We start from the raw sequence: 16,140 nt of genomic DNA on the forward strand, positions 1-16,140 counted from the left end.
GGCCGGGCGGCCGGGCGGGCCGGGCGGCGGCGCGCTGGCCCGCCCGGGGCGGCGACCGACCGGGGCGCGGGGTCAGCCCGGGGTGATGAGGTCGGTGTAGTCGGCCGCGCTGAGTGGCTGCCGGGACAGCGACCCGTCCGCCCGCGGTACGCCGAGCGGCTGCCCGCGCCGCAGGAACGACACGGTCTCCACGTCGGTGCGGGCGGTCAGGGTACAGACCAGCTGCCCGAAGGCGAGCACCTCGTCGCTGCGGCCCGCCTCGTCGTCGACCGCGCCGACGTCGACCTCGGCGTGGGCGCCGGTGATCCGCACGGTGGCCCCGCCGACCGCGCCGGGCAGCGAGCTGGTCAGCCCCCGGTCCCGTTCGGCGGCGCTCGGGCCGGCGAGCAGGTGGGCCAACTGGGCGTCGGCCGTCGGGGCGGCGTCCAGCCGCCGCTCGACCGGCACCAGCCGGTCGTCGCGGACGAAGCAGAGCACCTCGGCGACCCGGCCCGCCGGGGAGGTCGCCTCGCCGGTGGCCGCCGAGGGGAACGGGCCGCGCGGCGCCGGCACGGTGCGGGGGGTGTCCTCGACCGGCACCCCGCACCCGGCGAGCAGCAGCACGAGCGCGGCGAGGGCGGCCCGGCCCACCGCCCGCCGGCCCGACCCGCCGCCGCCGGTGTGCCGGCTCATCGGAGGGCCTCGGGCAGTTCGACCCGGAACCGGGCCCCGCCGCCGGGGCGGTCCCCGACCTCGGCCCGGCCGCCGTGGGCGGCGGCGTGCTGGGCGACCAGGGCCAGCCCGAGGCCGCTGCCGTCGCCGCCGGCCCGGGCGTGCGCGGCCCGGGCCCGGACGAACCGGTCGAAGACCGCCTCCCGCTCGGCGACCGGCACGCCCGGACCCTCGTCGTCCACCTCGACGACGCCCGTCCCGCCCTGCCGGGCCAGCCGCACGGCGACCGGCCCGCCGCCGTAGCGCACCGCGTTGTCGAGCAGGTTGACCAGGATCTGCTCCACCCGGCGCCGGTCCACCGACCAGGTCGTCGCGGTGCCCGGCGCGACCCGCACCAGCGCGTCGGGCAGGGACCGGGACCGGCAGGCCTCCCGGGCCAGCGCCGCCACGTCGACCGGCGCCCGGTCGGCCGGCCGGTCGCTGCGGGCCAGCTCGATCAGGTCGTTGACCAACTGCTGGAAGCGGGCCACCTCGTCGGCCACCAGACCGGCGGCCAGCGCGGTCCGCTCGTCGAGGTGCTCCCGGCGGTTGGCCAGCACGCTCGCCGCGGCGGACAACGTCTGCAACGGCGAGCGCAGCTCGTGGCTGACGTCGGCGGCGAACCGGCGGTCCCGCTCGATGCGCCGGGCGAGCTGGTCGACCATGTGGTTGAACGAGGTGGAGAGCCGGGTCAGGTCGGGGTCGGTGGTCGGCGCCAGCCGGGCGGTGAAGCTGCCGGCCGCGATCTTCTCGGCCGCGTCGGCGACAGCGGTGAGCGGCCGCAGGCTGTGCCGGGTGGCGTACCAGCCGACCGCCGCGCCGGACCCGGCCACCACGATGGCGACGGCGGTCAGCGCCAGGGCGAGGACCTGGAGCGTCTCCTCCAGCTCCCGCAGCGAGGTCACCTCGTAGTAGCCGACCGCCTCGGCCACCGGCACGCCGACCAGCAGGGCCGGCTGACCGTCGATCCGGACCCGCTGCACCGCCGGTTCCCCGCCGCGCACCAGGCGTTGCAGCTCGGCGGGGACGGCGGCGGTCAGCCCGTCGTCGGCGGTACGCAGGTACCACTGGTCGTCGCGGTACAGCAACGGACGGCGGTTGCCGCCGGTGTCCAGCGACCGCAGCACCTCCGCCACGTCGGGCGCCTCGGCGTCCAGGCCGGTGCGCACCACCGCCGCGTCGAAGTACGCCGCGCGCAGCGCGGTGCGCTCCCGCTCGTCCAGCAGTGACCGCCGGGTCAGCTCGTAGGACACCAGGGCCATCGACGCGGCCAGCAGCAACGCGCCGACGGCGAAGCCGGCGGTGACCCGGGCCCGCAGGCCGAGCCGCCTCATCGTTGCAGCTTGTAGCCGAGCCCACGCAGGGTGACCAGGTGGCGCGGGTTGGCCGGGTCGCTCTCGATCTTCTGGCGGAGCCGGCCGACGTGCACGTCGACGAGGCGTTCGTCGCCGGTGTGGTAGCCCCACACCCGGCTGAGCAACTGCTGCCGGGACAGCACCCGTCCGGCGTGCTCGGCCAGCTCGCAGAGCAGCCGGAACTCGGTGCGGGTGACCGGCACCGGCTGCCCGTCGCGGCGTACCTCGCCGGCCTCCGGGCTGATCTCCAGTTCACCGAAGGTGAGCACGGACACCGCCGGGGCGGCGGCCCGGGCGCGCCGGCGCAGGGCGCGCAGCCGCGCGGAGAGTTCCTTGATCGCGACGGGCTTCACCACGTAGTCGTCGGCGCCCGCCTCCAGCGCCGCGACGATGTCGTGGGTGTCGTCGCGGGCGCTGATCACCACGATCGGCACGTCGTCGTCGCGGCGCAGCTGCCGGATGCACTCGAAGCCGTCCAGCCCCGGCAGCATCAGGTCGACGAGCACGTTGTCGGCCGGGTCCTGACGCTGCGCGCGGAGTCCCTCCTCCGCGGTGGCCGCCCCGCGTGCGGCGTAACCCTCGTCCTCCAGGGCGAGCAGCAGGGCCAGACGGATCCGGTCGTCGTCCTCGATCACCAGTACGCCCGTCATACCCGCATCATCCCCGGCACCCCGCCGGGCGCCCAGCCCTGGCCGGCGCCGGACGGATTTGTCACATAACTGTCATGCAACCGCGGATCCAGTGCCACGGTCGGCCGGCAGGGTGGGTGCCGGAGCCGACGGGCGGGGAGGGCGACCGGTGACGCAACAGCAGGCAGGGTGGTCGGTGCCGCTGATCGAGGTGGCGCTCGGCACGGAACTGGACCGGGCCGGCCTGTCGGTGACGGGCCCGGTCTTCGACCGGGTGCTGGCGCTGTCCCCCGGGCACGTGGTGGTCAACCTGGCCGGCTGCCGGCACGTCGACGCCGCCGGCATCGGGCTGCTGCTGGACGTGCACCGGCGGCTCGCCCGCCGGCAGGCGGTGCTGAGCCTGCGCGACCCGAACCCGCGGATCCGCCGGATCCTGCAGACCGCCCGGCTGGACCAGGTGCTGCCGGTGACCGGCTCCGGACCGCCGGCGGCACCACTCCCCGACGCGCCACCCCCACCCGTCGGTCCGGCTTCCCCGCCGGCCGGCACGGCTCCCCCACCGGCCGGCACAACCCCCCTGCCGGCCGGTGGGGCGACCCGCTCCAGCGGACCGAACGGCCGCCCCTGCGGCCGGGCGGTGGTCGCCTCGCCGTCGTGACCACGCCCCGGCGGCGACCGGGGTCGAGTACCGAGGAGGACAGCATGACCGGGACCGGTCTGGGCGCGGCGGTGGCGGTCGGCCTCGCCGTCGGGGCGGTGGGCCGGTTCGCCCTGCCGGGACTGCGGGAGGTCCCGGTCTGGCTGGCGCTGGTGGTCGGGGTGGTCACCGCCGTGCTCGGCACGGTGGTGGTCGGCCTGGCCGACGCCGGCGGCCGCTTCGGCCCGCTCGACCTGGTCGTGCAGGTCGGATCGGCGACGGCCGGTGTCGCCCTGGTCGCGCTCACCACCGGACGTGAGGAATCCGACCCGACCTGATCCGGGTTCCCCGGCCGGTCGTCCCGCGCCGGACCGGCCACTCCGGCGGCCCGACGGGGCGCCGGGGTCGGCGGGGGCACCGCGCGAGCCGACCGGCAGAACGCGAGGAAGAGGACCATGACCGTCGTACCCGACGAGAACCTGATGACGCTGATCTGCGACGCCTGCGGCGACACGGTCCGCGCGACCGCCTGCGTGCTGCCGGACGCCGAGGTGGTCTGGACGCTGGTGTCCGAGCACGGCTGGAGCGGCTCGCCCTTCGCCACCGGCCCGCACCGCTGCCCGCGCTGCGCCCCGCTGCCGCCCGACCCGGCCGACCCGACCGGCGGCCGCCACCCCGGCGAGGTGCTCGGCATCGACTACCTCGAGGACGTACCGGTGGTGAGCGTCACCGGCGACATCGACCTGGACGGCGGCGACGCGCTCCGTGCGGCCCTGCACGGGGCCGTCGAGGTGCGCGGGCACGTGGTGGTCGACCTGGCCCGCGTCCACCTGATCGACTCCGCCGGGCTCGGGCTGCTGGTCCGCGCCCACCGGGACGCCCGCGAACGCGGTGCGGTGCTGTGCCTCGCCGCGCCGTCCCGCTACCTCCGCACGGTGCTGCACACGATGCGCCTGGACGGGGTCTTCCCGGTCTTCGACAGCGTCGAGGAGGCCGTCGCGGAGGTGTCCCGGCCGAGCCGCGCCGCCGGGCCCGCGGGCCCCGGTCCGGCTCCGGCGCGGCGGGCGGCGGCCGCCCCCGTCCGGACCGGGTGAGGCGCCCCGCCGGCCGGGTCAGCCGGAGGGCTGGTCGACCGGGCAGGCGTACGCCGAGCGCCCGCCCAGCTCCCAGACCCGCACTGGCGCGCCGCAGCGCCGGCACGCCGGCCGCTTGTAGACCCACCGCTCGTCCGGAGCCGCCGGGTCGCTGACCACCTGGCCGGCGTCGCGGCCCAGGGCCAGGTACCGCACCGCGAGGTCCCAGAGCCGCCGGGCGGGCTCCGGCCCGACGCCCCGGGTGTCCGGGTCGAGGCCGGCGAGGAAGAGCAGTTCGGCCCGCCAGGCGTTGCCGATGCCGGCCCAGACCGCCTGGTCGAGCACCGCGGCGCCGACCGCGCCCCGCACGGCGGCCAGCCGGCGGACCGCCTCCGCCGGGTCGGCGTCGGCGCGCAGCGGGTCCGGCCCGAGCGAGGCCCGCAGCGCGCGCTCGCCGCCGGGCGGCAGTGGCTCGCACCGGATCGGGGCGATCAGGTCGTACGCGACCGCGGCGCCGGCCAGCCGCAGCCGCACCCCGGCGCGCGGGGCGGCGGTCGGGTCGTCGTGGCGCAGGAACAGCCCGCGCATGCCCAGGTGCACGTGCAGGGTCGGGCTGCCGTCCAGGTGGTAGAGCAGGTGCTTGCCGTACGCCTCCACGGCGCGCAGCCGCCGCCCGTCGTAGGGGCCCGGATCGAACCGGCCCTGCGGGCTGGAGACCGCCAGCACCTGCCCGGCGAGCGCGGCCTGCTGCTCGCGGGCGTACCGGTGGATCAGGTGCCCCTCGGGCACGTCAGCCACCTCGGCGGGACAGGGCGGGCATGGCGGCGGATACCCGGCACGTCCGGCGGGAAACGCCGCCACCAGCGGGAAGACGGGCGGTCGGTCCGCAGTTGTACTGGTTCGTGACCGACGTCGCCCCGCAGTCCCGGCTGCTCGACATCCGGCGGATCTTCGTGGAGCCGAAGGCCGCCGCGCTCCCGCGCGGCCAGCAGGTGCTGGCCCGCTTCCCCGACGCCGAGCGGATCGAGATCGACAGCCACACCCGCATCCCGGAGCTGTACGGCGACGAGACGAACGTGGCCCGCTGGGTGCGGATCAAGACCGAGACCCTGGTGCTCGGGGTGAAGAAGTCGCTCACCGCCCGGCCCAACGGCCGCTCCAGCGACTTCATCGCCCCGTCCACCGCCAACGGCTGCGCCATGGCGTGCGCCTACTGCTACGTGCCGCGGCGCAAGGGCTACAGCAACCCGATCACCGTCTTCGCCAACATCGACCGGATCACCGGCTACCTGTCCCGGCACGTCGCCCGGCAGGGCGTGAAGGACACCCCGAACCAGTGCGACCCGCACGCGTGGGTGTACGACATCGGCGAGAACTCCGACTGCTCGCTGGACGCCCGGGTCAGCGACAACGTCCGCGACCTGGTCACCCGCTTCCGCGCCCTGCCCACCGCCAAGGCCAGCTTCGCCACCAAGCACGTCAACCGCGACCTGCTCGACTGGGACCCGCGCGGGCGTACCCGGATCCGGTTCTCGCTGATGCCCGCCCGGGACGCCAGGCTGCTCGACATCCGCACCTCGCCGGTCGCCGAACGGATCGCCGCGATCGACGACTTCGTCGCGGCCGGCTACGAGGTGCACGTCAACTTCAGCCCGGTGGTGGTCCGCGACGGCTGGCTCGACGACTGGGCGGAGCTGCTCGACCAGCTCGACGCCGGGATCGGGCCCCGGGCCCGGGCCCAGCTCGCCGCCGAGGTCGTCTTCCTCACCCACAACGACCGGCTGCACGAGGTCAACCTCGGCTGGCACCCGAAGGCCGAGGAGCTGCTCTGGCGCCCGGACCTCCAGCAGCCCAAGCGCTCGCAGACCGGCGGCTGGAACGTGCGCTACCGCACCGGCCACAAGGGGCGCTACGTCGCCGCGCTGACCGAGCTGATCGCCGCCCGGACCCCGTACTGCCGCATCCGGTACGCCTTCTGACCGCGCCGGCCGAACCGGGTGGGCCCGGCCGGCGCGGCGGTCACGCGTAGAGGCGGCTCACCGTCTCGGCGACGCAGACCGGCTTGCCGCCCGCGTCGCTCTCCACGGTGACCGCGGCGACCAGCTGCACCCCGCCGTCCACGCCGGAGACCTCGGCGATGGTGGCGGTGGCCCGCACCGCGCTGCCCACCCGCACCGGGGCCGGGAACCGCACCCGGTTCAGCCCGTAGTTGACGCCCATCCGCACCCCCTGCACCCGGTAGAGGCGGCCGGCCAGCGCCGGCAGCAGGGACAGCGTCAGGTAGCCGTGCGCGATGGTCCCGCCGAACGGGCCGGCGGCGGCCCGCTCCGGGTCGACGTGGATCCACTGGTGGTCGTCGGTGGCGTCGGCGAAGAGGTCGACCCGGCTCTGGTCGATCCGCTGCCAGTCGCCGGGGCCGATGGTCTCGCCGACCGCGGCGGCCAGCTCGTCGAGGGAGGCGAAGGTCCTCATGCCAGGTGCCCGCCCAACTTGGTGTAGCCGCGCAACAGGTCCCGCGCGATGATCAGCCGCTGCATCTCGTCGGTGCCCTCGAAGATCCGGTAGAGCCGGACCTGCCGGTACCAGCGCTCGATCGGCAGCTCCCGGGTGTAGCCCATGCCGCCGTGGATCTGGAGCACCCGGTCCACCACCCGGTTGACCATGCCGGCGCCGTAGAGCTTGGCCATCGAGGAGGCGTGCCGGGGGTCCATGCCCTGGTCCACCGTCCAGGCGGCCCGCAGGATGAGCCAGCGGGCCGCCTCCAGCTCGGTCTCCGAATCGGCGATCATCCACTGGATCGCCTGGTTCTCGCCGATCGGCCGGCCGAAGGTCTGCCGGCTGTTGGCGTGGTCGATCGCCATCCGCAGCGCGCGCTCGGCGATGCCCACCGCGTGCGAGGGGATGGTGTAGCGGCCCTTGCCGATCCACTCCATGCCGAGGGTGAAGCCCTGCCCCAGCTCGCCGAGGATGTTGCGGCCGGGCACCCGGACGTCGGAGAAGACCAGCGAGGCCGGCCCGCCCTCACCCATGGTCTGGATGAACTCCGACCGCCAGCCCATCGACCGGTCCACCAGGAACGCGGTGGCGCCGCCGTTGCGCGCCCCCTTCTCCCGGTCGGTCACCGCGATCACGATGGCGAAGTCGGCCTCGTTGCCGCCGGTGATGAAGGTCTTCTCGCCGTTGAGGATCCAGTCGTCGCCGTCGCGGCGGGCGCTGAGCTTGATGTTGGCCGCGTCCGACCCGGCGCCCGGCTCGGTGATCGCGAAGCAGCTGCGCCGCTCGCCCTCGATGGTCGGGATCAGGTACTCCCGCTTCTGCTCCTCGTTGCAGTGGAACAGGATGTTGTCGGCCTCGCCGCCGAACCGGAACGGCACGAACGAGCGGCCGATCTCGGTCCAGATCAGCGACTGGGTGACGGCGGAGAGGTCCATGCCGCCGTACTCCTCCGGGGTGGCCAGGCCCCAGAAGCCGAACGCGCGCGCCTTGAGCTGCAACTCGCGAAGTTCAGCCGGTTCCAGCCCGGGCCGGTGCGCCCGTTCCCGCCGCAGCAGCTCCGGTTCCAGCGGCATGACCTCCTTGGTGATGAAGTCGCGGGCGGTGTCGCGGATGGCCCGCTCGGTGTCGGAAAGCGCGAAGTCCATGTCCCCTCCGGGTGCTGAGCTGGTACGCGCGTCTCAGCGCGCGCCGCCGTTGACGTACAGGGTCTGGCCGCTGACGTACGAGGCGTCGTCGCTGGCCAGGAAGGCGATCACCGAGGCGATCTCGGCCGGCTGGGCGACCCGGCGCAGCGGGGTGTGCTCGGCGACCATCCGCTGGTGCTCCGCCGGGCTGGCGCCCACCCGCTCGGCGGTCGCGGCGGTCATCGCGGTGGCCACGTAGCCCGGGGCGACCGCGTTCACGGTGACGTTGAACGGGCCCAGCTCGATGGCGAGGGTGGCGGTCAGGCCCTGCACGCCGGCCTTGGCCGCCGCGTAGTTGACCTGGCCCCGGTTGCCGAGGGCGGAGCGGCTGCTGAGGTTGACGATCCGCCCGTAGCGGGCCGCGACCATGTGCTGCTGGGCCGCCTGGCAGCAGAGGAACATGCTGGTCAGGTTGGTGGTCAGCACCGCCTCCCAGTGCGGCAGGGGCATCTTGAACAGCAGGTCGTCGCGGGTGATGCCGGCGTTGTTCACCAGCACGTGCAGCCCGCCGTAGGTGCGCACCACCCGGTCGGTCATCGCGGCGACCGCCTCGGGGTCGGTCACGTCGCAGCCGATCCCGACGGCCCGGCCGCCGGCCGCGGTGATCTCGTCGGCGACGGCCTGGCTGCGCTGCGCGTCGAGGTCGACCACGGCGACGGCGGCGCCCTCGGTGGCCAGCCGGTGCGCGGTCGCGGCGCCGATGCCCCGCGCGGCGCCGGTGACGACGGCGACCCGGTCGGCGAATCTGGTCACGGTTGCTCCCTGGGGTCAGAAGGCGTTCACGCCGGTGAGCGCGCGCCCGATGAGCAGCTGCTGGATCTGGCTGGTGCCCTCGTAGAGGGTGGCGACGCGGGCGTCGCGCAGGTACTTGCCGACCGGGTACTCGTCGATGTAGCCGTACCCGCCGAAGACCTGGACGGCGTTGTTGGCCGCGCGGACGGCGGCCTCGCTGGCGAAGAGCTTGGCCATCGACGCCTCGGTGGCGAACGGCTGGCCCCGGTCGACGAGGTCGGCGACCTGCCACACCAGCAGCCGGGCGGCGTTGGTGTCGACCGCGATGGCGGCGAGCAGTTGCTGCACCAGCTGGTGGCCGGCGATCGGCTTGCCGAACTGGGTGCGCTGCCCGGCGTAGCCGACCGCCGCGTCCAGGCAGCCCTGGGCGATCCCGACGCAGCCGGCGGCGACCGACATCCGGCCCTTGGCCAGGGTGGCCAGCGCCAGCCGGAAGCCGCCGCCCTCCTCGCCCAGGCGCGCCGAGTCCGGCACCCGCACGCCGTCGAAGCGCAGCTCGCCGGTGGCCTGCCCGCGCAGGCCGAGCTTGCCGTGGATCTCGCGGCGGGTGAGCCCGGGCGCGTCGGTGGGCACGAGGAACGCGGTGATCCCCCGGTGGCCGGGGCCGCCGGTGCGGGCGAAGACCAGCGCGACGTCGGCGGTGGTGCCGTTGGTGATGAACGTCTTGGTGCCGGTGAGCAGCCAGTCGCGGCCGTCCCGGACCGCCCGGGTGGCCAGCGCGGCGGCGTCCGAACCGCTGTCCGGTTCGGTCAGCGCGAAGCAGCCGAGCGCGGCGCCGGCACAGAGCCGGGGCAGCCACTGCGCCCGCTGCGCCGGGGTCCCGTGCGCGGCGATGGACTTGGCGACCAGCCCGAGCGACACCGAGACGATGCCCCGCACGGCCGAGTCGCCCCGGCCCAGTTCCTCCAGCACCAGGCAGTACGCGAGGTGGTCGCCGCCGGAGCCGCCGTCGTCCTCGGGGATGGTCAGCCCGAGGAAGCCGAGCTGGCCGAGCTTGCCGACGATCTCCGGGTCCACCGACTCCCGCCGGTCCCAGGCCGCCGCGTGCGGGGTCACCTCGCGGTCGACGAACTCCGCGGCGAGCCGGCGGACCGCCGCCTGTTCGGCGGAGAGCTGAAGGTCCATGGCCGATAAACTAGCGCTGCAAGTTTAATTCCGTCCAGACCCGGCTGTGGCAGAGTTTGCGGCGGACCATCGAGCGAGGGAGGGACGGATGCCCCGGCCGCGGCAGGCGCTGCTCAGCCGGCAGCGGATCGTCGAGGCCGCCGCCGCGCTGATCGACGCGGAGGGACTGGAGGGCTTCTCCACCCGCCGGCTCGCCGCCGAACTCGGGGTACGCGGACCGTCGCTGTACAACCACTTCGCCACCAAGGACGAGATCCTCGACGCGGTGGCCGACAGCGTCACCGGCCAGGTGGACGTGTCGTTCTTCGGCCACGTCGACTGGCGCGAGGCGCTGCGCCGGTGGGGGCACTCGTACCGGGCGGCGCTGGCCGCGCACCCGAACATCGTGCCGTACCTGGCCCGCGGGCCGGGGCGCCGCCCGGCGGCGCTGGCCATGGCCGACGCCGTCTACGGTGGACTGGTCGACGCGGGCTGGCCGCCCGCCCGGGCCACCCACATCGGCGCGCTGATGCGCTACTTCGTCGCCGGTTCGGCGCTCGGGTCGTTCGCCCGCGGCTTCGTCGAGGACCCGAGCCTCTACGCCGAGCAGTACCCGCACCTGACCCAGGCGCACCGGCTCGCCGAGCACCAGCAGCGGGTGGACGAGGGCGCCTTCGCGCTCGGCCTCGACGCGCTCATCGACGGGCTCTCCCGCACCTACGAGGAGCACATCGGGCCGTTGCCGCCCCTCCCGTCCGGCCGCACGGCGTACTAGAGTCAAAACTTGCACCGCTAGTTTTGGCCGACGTACGTGAGGGGCGCGATGGATCTCGCACGGACCGACATCTACCTCGACGGGGCCTGGGTCGCCGCCTCCTCCGGGCAGACCCTGGCGGTGCGCAACCCGGCGACCGAGGAGGTCGTCGCGACTGTGCCGGCCGGCACGGCGGCCGACGTCGACCGGGCCGTCGCGGCGGCCCGGGCGGCCTTCCCCGGCTGGGCCGGCGCCGCCCCGGCCGAGCGGGCCGCCGCGCTGGACCGGCTGCACGCCGCGCTCACCGCGCGGGCGCACACCATCGCCAACACCGTCGCGACCGAGCTGGGCACCCCGCTGAAGATCGCCGTCCGGGTGCAGGCCGGGCTGCCGCTGACCGTGCTGCGCAGCTACGTGGACCTGGCCGCCCGGCCACCGGCGGAGGAGACGGTCGGCAACTCGCTGGTCGTCCGCGAACCGGTCGGCGTGGTCGGCGCGATCACCCCGTGGAACTACCCGCTGCACCAGGTGGTGGCGAAGCTGGCGCCCGCCCTGGCCGCCGGCTGCACAGTGGTGCTCAAGCCGAGCGAGCTGACGCCGCTCACCGCGTACCTGCTCTTCGACGCGATCCACGAGGCCGGCTTCCCGCCGGGGGTGGTCAACCTGGTGCCCGGCACCGGCCCGGAGGTCGGCGAGGCCATCGCCGCCCACCCGGACGTCGACATGGTCTCCTTCACCGGCTCGACCGCCACCGGGCGGCGGATCTCCCACCTGGCCGCCGACCGGATCGCCCGGGTGGCCCTGGAACTCGGCGGCAAGTCCGCCAACGTGATCCTGGACGACGCCGACCTGGCCACCGCGGTGAAGGTCGGAGTGGGCAACGCCTTCCTCAACTCCGGCCAGACCTGCACCGCCTGGACCCGGATGCTGGTGCACCGGGACCGCTACGACGAGGCGCTGGCCCTGGCCGCCAAGGTCGCCGAGGGCTACCGGCTCGGCGACCCGTTCGACCCGGACACCCGGCTCGGCCCGCTGGTCTCCGCCACCCAGCGGGACCGGGTCACCGGGCACGTCGCCCGAGGGCTGGCCGACGGCGGACGGCTGGTCGCCGGCGGGCCGGACGCCCCGCTGCCCGAGCGCGGCTACTTCGTCGCCCCGACGGTGATCGCCGACGTCGACCCGGACAGCGCGCTGGCCCAGGAGGAGGTCTTCGGCCCGGTGCTGGCGGTCATCCCGGTCGACGACGAGGACGCGGCGGTGGCCGTCGCCAACAACTCCCGCTACGGGTTGGCCGGCGCGGTCTGGTCCGGCGACCAGGAGCGCGCGCTGCGGGTCGCCCGGCGGCTGCGTACCGGGGCGGTCGACATCAACGGCGCGCCGTTCAACCCGCTCGCCCCGTTCGGCGGCTACAAGCAGTCCGGCCTCGGCCGCGAGCTGGGCCGCTACGGGCTGGAGGAGTTCTGGCAGACCAAGGCCATCCAGCGGTGAGGGCGCTGGTCGTCCGGGCGGTGGGCGGGCCGCCTCGGGTGGAGCGGGTGGAGCTGCCCGCCACCGGGTCGGGTGAGGTGCGGGTGGCCATCCGGGCCGCCGGCGTCTGCCACTCCGACCTGTCCATGGTCAACGGCACGCTGGCGCCGCCGTACCCGCTGGTGCTCGGGCACGAGGCGGCCGGCGTGGTGGTCGAGGTCGGCGCCGGCGTCGACCGGGTCGCACCCGGCGCGCACGTGGTGCTCAACTGGGCGCCGCCGTGCCGGCGGTGCTGGTACTGCGGGCGCGGCGAGCCGTGGCTCTGCGAGCGGGCCGGCTCCCCGGCGGCCGCGCGGGGCCGGACGTCGACCGGCGAGCCGCTGCACGTCACGCTCGGTCTCGGCGCGCTGGCCGAGGAGGTGGTGGTGCCGCAGGACGCGGTCATCCCGGTGCCGGCGGAGCTGCCCTTCGACGCCGCGGCGCTGCTCGGCTGCGCCGTGCTCACCGGGGTCGGCGCGGTGCGCCGTACCGCCCGGGTGGCCGCCGGCGAGTCGGTGGCGGTGATCGGGCTCGGCGGGGTCGGCCTGTCGGTGGTCTCCGCGGCCCGGGCGGCCGGCGCGGATCCGGTGCTCGCGGTCGACGTGTCGCCGGCCAAGGCGGAGCTGGCGCGCGCGGCCGGCGCCACCGACTTCCTGCTGGCCGACGACTCGCTCAACCGGGCGGTCCGGGAGCGGACCGGAGGCCGGGGCGTCGACCACGCGCTGGAGTGCGTCGGGCGCGGCGCCACCATCCGCACCGCCTGGCGGGCCACCCGGCGCGGCGGGCAGGTGATCGTGGTGGGCATGGGCGCGAAGGACGACGTGGTGGGGCTCAGCGCGCTGGACATCTTCCACTCGGCCCGCACGCTGCGCTCCTCGGTCTACGGTTCGTCCGATCCGGACCGGGACGTACCGGACCTCGCCTGGGCCGTGCTCGACGGCACCCTCGACCTGGCGCCCCTGATCACCGACCGGACCGGCCTGGACGGCGCCGCGGCGGCGTTCGAGCGGATGGCCCGGGGCGAGGGCGCCCGGACCGTCGTGCTGCCCTGACGCCCCCGCCTCCCCACGGCGCCACCCTGGACCGCTCGGAACGGCCGGCCCCGGGCTCACCACGGGCGGTCGTCAGGTGAGCGCCCGGGCCAGCTCGGTACGCGAGCGGATGCCGAGCCGGTGGAAGATGTTGCGCAGGTGGTGGTCGACGGTACGGGTGGACAGGAACATCCGGGCGGCGATCTCCCGGTTGGTGGCCCCCTCGGCGACCAGTTGCGCGATCCGCAGTTGCTGGCCGGTGAGCAGCCGCGCCGCCGGCAGGTCGGGCGTGCCGACCGACTCGCCGGCGGCCCGCAGCTCGGTGGTGGCCTGCTCGGCCCAGGCGCTCAGCCCGAGCAGGCCGAAGGTCTCCCGGGCGGTGTGCAGGTGCTCCCGGGCGTCCCGGGGGCGGCGGTTGCGGCGCAGCTCGCGGCCGAGCAGCAACTCGGTACGGGCCCGCTCGAACGCCCCGGCGTCGGTCGGGTGCAGCCGCAGCGCGGCGCGGAACCCCTGCTCGGCCGCGGCGCTGCCGCGGGGCGCCAGCAGCGCGTGACAGCGCGCGGAGAGCGCCCGGCGGGACGGGCTCGCGGTGCTGCTGGCCCACCGGTCGAAGACGGCGAGCGCGGCGGCGGCCGCCGGCCGGTGGGCGGCGCCGGCGGCGGCCTCCACCAGGTACGGGGTCGCCATCACCTGGACCAGCACCTGCCCCCGACCGATGGCGGGTCGGGCCAGGGCGGCCAGCCGCGCGGCGGCCGCGTCGTGCCGGTTGTCCACCAGGTCGAGCACCGCGAGGGCCCACTGCGCCAGCGCCCAGGGCCGGCCGTACGGCGCGGCCGCCTCCCCGATCTCCCGGATCCGGCGCAGGCTGGTGTCCCGGTCGGCCCGTACCGCCGCCAGCACCGCCAGCATGCCCAGGTGCACGCCGGCGCAGTTGACCTGGCCGGTCTCCCGGGCCACCCGCAGCCCCTCCCGGGAGGTGTCCGCCGCGGCGTCGTGCCGGCCCAGCCAGTACTCGGCGATGGCGCGCAGCTCCAGCGCCCGGGAGAGCAGGGAGAGTTCACCCCGGTCGCGGGCCAGCTCGACGGCGCGCTCGGCGAGCCGGTGGGCGGCGCCGTCCACCGCGACCAGCAGGCCGGCGACCGCCGCGCAGGTCAGCGCGGTCGGGGTGAGCGCCGGCCCGGTCAACCGGTTGCCGAGGACCACGGCCCGGCGCAGCGCGGGCCCGCCCCGCTCGTGGTCGCCGCGCAGCGTCGCCGCCACCCCGGCGGCCAGCGCGGTCATCAACTCGGCGGCGGGCGGGTCGCCGGGCCGGCGCAGCGCCGCCACCCGGCGCGCCACCTCGGCGTACCGGTACTGGTCGCCGGTGAAGCAGGCCGCCTCGCCGGCACGGACCAGCGCACCGAGGGCGGCGAGGCGATCCACGCCGGACACCGCCGCCGCGGCGGCCAGCAGGGTGGCCGCGGCGACCGCCGGCGTACCGCAGCGCAGTTCCAGCTCACCGCGGAGCAGCTCGGCCCGGGCGGCGGTGGCCGGGTCGGCCGGGTTGCCGACCCGGGGGTCGGCCAGCAGCCGCCGGGCCCACTGTGGCCGGCCGGCCGTCCAGGCGAGCCGGGCCGCACCGACCAGCCGGGCCGCGGCCTGGCGGGGCGCGGCGCTGAGTTCACCGGCCCGGGCCAGCGCCGCCGCGGCGGTCTCCGGGGCGGCGCCGGTGGCGGCCGCCTCGAGTTCGGCCGCCAAGGCGGGATCGGGTGGTTCCGCCGCGGCGGCCCGGTGCAGGGCTCGACGCAGCCGCTGGTCGGGGCCGTCGAGCACGCCGGCGAGCAGCAGGTGGGCGGCGCGCCGCGCGGCCAGCGGCGCGCTCTGCGCCACCACCGCCCGGGCCAGCGGTTGCGGCAGGGCGACCCGGCGCGCGTCGACGCGGACCAGGCCGGCGGCCTCGGCCGGGGCGAGCGCCTCGATGGCGGTGCCGGCGGCCCGCGCGGCCCGCGCCAGGGTGGCCGGGTCGGCGTCCGGGTCGAGCGCGGCCAGCAGCAGCACCCGCCGGGTGTCGGCCGGCAGCCGGTCCAGCCGGGCGCGGTAGCCGCGGCCCAGCGTGCCGTCGACCGGCGGAGTCTCCGGCAGCGGCTCGTCGCCCCGGCACTGCCCGGGGGTGAGCACCTCGGCGAGGTCGACCAGGGCCTGCGGGTTCCCGCCGGCGACAGCGGTCAGCGCCGCCGCCACCGCCGGGGCGGGGCCGGGCAGCCGGTCGGCGAGCAGGGCGGCGCCGGCACGCTCGTCGAGCGGCCGCAACCGGTGCCGCGGCACTCCCCCGGCCACCGCGTCCGTGCCCGCGGTGAGCAGCACGGCGACGGGCAGGTCGCGTAGCCGGCGGGCCACGAAACCCAGCACCTCGGCGGTCTGCGGGTCACCCCGGTCGACGTCGTCCATGGTGCACAGCAGCGGGCGGTCCCGGGCGGCGGCGGTGAGCAGCCCCAGCACGGCCATCGACAGGGCGAGCCGGCGGTGGGCGGGGCAGCCCGCGCCGGCCAGGGCCGCCCGCAGCACCCCGCGCTGCGGTTCGGGCAGCGCGTCGGCCCGGTCGAGCAGCGGGTCGAGCAGGCGTTGCAGGCCCGCGTACGGCAGCGCCGCTTCCTCGGCCAGCCCCGCACCGGCGAGCACTGTACGGTCGCCGGCCTGCCGGTGCGCGTAGCCGACCAGTGCGCTGCGGCCCGTTCCCGGCTCGCCCCACAGCAGCAGCGCGCCCCCGGCGGCCGGCGGCCCGTCGAGCAGCCGGCGGATGGCCGCGCACTCGGTGTCGCGGCCCCACAACCCGGTTAATTGCACTGTCGATGCAGTAACCATGCATCGAGTGTCACCTATCGGAAACCGGAAGGAAAGAGTCGATTTCCG

Annotated in this window: 16 protein-coding genes; 7 read left to right on the forward strand and 9 right to left on the reverse strand. The window is 76.2% G+C overall.

Going from position 1 to position 16,140, the window contains the following annotated elements; translation table 11 throughout:
- Positions 1 to 72 precede the first annotated feature (72 nt).
- Genes Q3W71_RS15025 through Q3W71_RS15035 form a run of 3 tightly spaced genes read right to left on the reverse strand, consistent with a single transcriptional unit; the run spans position 73 to position 2,695 of the window.
- Positions 73 to 672, reverse strand: a complete 600-nt coding sequence (locus Q3W71_RS15025) for a GerMN domain-containing protein (RefSeq protein WP_302919932.1) — start codon at positions 670 to 672, stop codon at positions 73 to 75.
- On the reverse strand, positions 669 to 2,024 hold the full coding sequence (locus tag Q3W71_RS15030; protein ID WP_302919933.1) for a HAMP domain-containing sensor histidine kinase: 1,356 nt from the start codon (positions 2,022 to 2,024) through the stop codon (positions 669 to 671). The genes Q3W71_RS15025 and Q3W71_RS15030 overlap by 4 nt, the downstream gene beginning before the upstream one ends.
- Positions 2,021 to 2,695, reverse strand: a complete 675-nt coding sequence (locus Q3W71_RS15035) for a response regulator transcription factor (RefSeq protein WP_302919934.1) — start codon at positions 2,693 to 2,695, stop codon at positions 2,021 to 2,023. Before Q3W71_RS15035 ends, Q3W71_RS15030 begins: the two co-directional genes overlap by 4 nt.
- A gap of 148 nt (positions 2,696 to 2,843) precedes the next feature.
- Between Q3W71_RS15035 and Q3W71_RS15040 the strand changes: the two genes are divergently transcribed.
- The 3 genes from Q3W71_RS15040 to Q3W71_RS15050 all read left to right on the forward strand — a co-directional run bounded on the left by Q3W71_RS15040 (position 2,844) and on the right by Q3W71_RS15050 (position 4,405).
- Entirely contained in the window at positions 2,844 to 3,332 is a 489-nt protein-coding gene (locus Q3W71_RS15040) for an STAS domain-containing protein (protein ID WP_302919936.1), read from the forward strand.
- A gap of 44 nt (positions 3,333 to 3,376) precedes the next feature.
- Positions 3,377 to 3,649, forward strand: coding sequence for a GlsB/YeaQ/YmgE family stress response membrane protein (locus Q3W71_RS15045; RefSeq protein ID WP_302919937.1), 273 nt, complete (start codon positions 3,377 to 3,379; stop codon positions 3,647 to 3,649).
- A gap of 117 nt (positions 3,650 to 3,766) precedes the next feature.
- Positions 3,767 to 4,405 carry an STAS domain-containing protein gene (locus Q3W71_RS15050; protein ID WP_302919938.1) on the forward strand — a complete coding sequence of 213 codons (639 nt, stop codon included), beginning with the start codon at positions 3,767 to 3,769 and terminating at the stop codon, positions 4,403 to 4,405.
- 18 nt (positions 4,406 to 4,423) lie between these two features.
- On the opposite strand, the gene Q3W71_RS15055 is transcribed toward Q3W71_RS15050, so the two are convergent.
- Positions 4,424 to 5,173, reverse strand: a complete 750-nt coding sequence (locus Q3W71_RS15055; RefSeq protein WP_302919939.1) for a DNA-formamidopyrimidine glycosylase family protein — start codon at positions 5,171 to 5,173, stop codon at positions 4,424 to 4,426.
- A gap of 101 nt (positions 5,174 to 5,274) precedes the next feature.
- Between Q3W71_RS15055 and Q3W71_RS15060 the strand changes: the two genes are divergently transcribed.
- Complete coding sequence (locus Q3W71_RS15060; protein WP_302919940.1) at positions 5,275 to 6,363, forward strand: spore photoproduct lyase family protein; 1,089 nt, start codon at positions 5,275 to 5,277, stop codon at positions 6,361 to 6,363.
- A 40-nt stretch (positions 6,364 to 6,403) separates the two neighbouring features.
- Here Q3W71_RS15060 and Q3W71_RS15065 read toward each other — a convergent pair whose 3' ends face one another.
- Genes Q3W71_RS15065 through Q3W71_RS15080 form a run of 4 tightly spaced genes read right to left on the reverse strand, consistent with a single transcriptional unit; the run spans position 6,404 to position 9,981 of the window.
- A complete protein-coding gene (locus tag Q3W71_RS15065; protein ID WP_302919941.1) occupies positions 6,404 to 6,856 on the reverse strand; it encodes a MaoC family dehydratase in 453 nt (150 codons plus the stop codon).
- Complete coding sequence (locus tag Q3W71_RS15070; RefSeq protein WP_302919942.1) at positions 6,853 to 8,025, reverse strand: acyl-CoA dehydrogenase family protein; 1,173 nt, start codon at positions 8,023 to 8,025, stop codon at positions 6,853 to 6,855. Before Q3W71_RS15070 ends, Q3W71_RS15065 begins: the two co-directional genes overlap by 4 nt.
- Positions 8,026 to 8,058: 33 nt before the next feature.
- On the reverse strand, positions 8,059 to 8,817 hold the full coding sequence (fabG, locus tag Q3W71_RS15075) for a 3-oxoacyl-ACP reductase FabG (protein ID WP_302919943.1): 759 nt from the start codon (positions 8,815 to 8,817) through the stop codon (positions 8,059 to 8,061).
- Between the two features lie 15 nt (positions 8,818 to 8,832).
- A complete protein-coding gene (locus tag Q3W71_RS15080; protein WP_302919944.1) occupies positions 8,833 to 9,981 on the reverse strand; it encodes an acyl-CoA dehydrogenase family protein in 1,149 nt (382 codons plus the stop codon).
- 88 nt (positions 9,982 to 10,069) lie between these two features.
- Here Q3W71_RS15080 and Q3W71_RS15085 point away from each other — a divergent pair, with 88 nt between their 5' ends.
- The 3 genes from Q3W71_RS15085 to Q3W71_RS15095 are packed head-to-tail and all read left to right on the forward strand — an operon-like array spanning position 10,070 to position 13,272.
- Positions 10,070 to 10,735 (forward strand): TetR/AcrR family transcriptional regulator, encoded by a 666-nt coding sequence (locus tag Q3W71_RS15085; protein WP_302919945.1) that lies wholly within the window; start codon positions 10,070 to 10,072, stop codon positions 10,733 to 10,735.
- Positions 10,736 to 10,783: 48 nt separating this feature from the next.
- On the forward strand, positions 10,784 to 12,202 hold the full coding sequence (locus Q3W71_RS15090; RefSeq protein WP_302919946.1) for an aldehyde dehydrogenase family protein: 1,419 nt from the start codon (positions 10,784 to 10,786) through the stop codon (positions 12,200 to 12,202).
- Entirely contained in the window at positions 12,199 to 13,272 is a 1,074-nt protein-coding gene (locus Q3W71_RS15095) for a zinc-binding dehydrogenase (RefSeq protein ID WP_302919947.1), read from the forward strand. Before Q3W71_RS15090 ends, Q3W71_RS15095 begins: the two co-directional genes overlap by 4 nt.
- Before the next feature lie 72 nt (positions 13,273 to 13,344).
- Here the strand turns inward: Q3W71_RS15095 and Q3W71_RS15100 are convergent, their stop codons facing one another.
- Positions 13,345 to 16,092, reverse strand: coding sequence for a LuxR family transcriptional regulator (locus Q3W71_RS15100; protein ID WP_302919948.1), 2,748 nt, complete (start codon positions 16,090 to 16,092; stop codon positions 13,345 to 13,347).
- Positions 16,093 to 16,140 lie beyond the last annotated feature (48 nt).

Origin of the sequence: Micromonospora sp. C28SCA-DRY-2, assembly GCF_030519475.1 — a bacterium.
Lineage (GTDB): Bacteria > Actinomycetota > Actinomycetes > Mycobacteriales > Micromonosporaceae > Micromonospora.

Excerpts from the sequence above, each read along its gene's own strand:
- Q3W71_RS15045 (WP_302919937.1), top strand. The coding sequence starts at position 3,377 with ATGACCGGGACCGGTCTGGGCGCGGCGGTGGCGGTCGGCCTCGCCGTC.
- Q3W71_RS15035 (WP_302919934.1), bottom strand. The coding sequence starts at position 2,695 with ATGACGGGCGTACTGGTGATCGAGGACGACGACCGGATCCGTCTGGCC.
- Q3W71_RS15030 (WP_302919933.1), bottom strand. The coding sequence starts at position 2,024 with ATGAGGCGGCTCGGCCTGCGGGCCCGGGTCACCGCCGGCTTCGCCGTC.
- Q3W71_RS15025 (WP_302919932.1), bottom strand. The coding sequence starts at position 672 with ATGAGCCGGCACACCGGCGGCGGCGGGTCGGGCCGGCGGGCGGTGGGC.
- Q3W71_RS15050 (WP_302919938.1), top strand. The coding sequence starts at position 3,767 with ATGACCGTCGTACCCGACGAGAACCTGATGACGCTGATCTGCGACGCC.
- Q3W71_RS15085 (WP_302919945.1), top strand. The coding sequence starts at position 10,070 with ATGCCCCGGCCGCGGCAGGCGCTGCTCAGCCGGCAGCGGATCGTCGAG.
- Q3W71_RS15070 (WP_302919942.1), bottom strand. The coding sequence starts at position 8,025 with ATGGACTTCGCGCTTTCCGACACCGAGCGGGCCATCCGCGACACCGCC.
- Q3W71_RS15065 (WP_302919941.1), bottom strand. The coding sequence starts at position 6,856 with ATGAGGACCTTCGCCTCCCTCGACGAGCTGGCCGCCGCGGTCGGCGAG.
- Q3W71_RS15090 (WP_302919946.1), top strand. The coding sequence starts at position 10,784 with ATGGATCTCGCACGGACCGACATCTACCTCGACGGGGCCTGGGTCGCC.
- Q3W71_RS15100 (WP_302919948.1), bottom strand. The coding sequence starts at position 16,092 with ATGGTTACTGCATCGACAGTGCAATTAACCGGGTTGTGGGGCCGCGAC.
- Q3W71_RS15080 (WP_302919944.1), bottom strand. The coding sequence starts at position 9,981 with ATGGACCTTCAGCTCTCCGCCGAACAGGCGGCGGTCCGCCGGCTCGCC.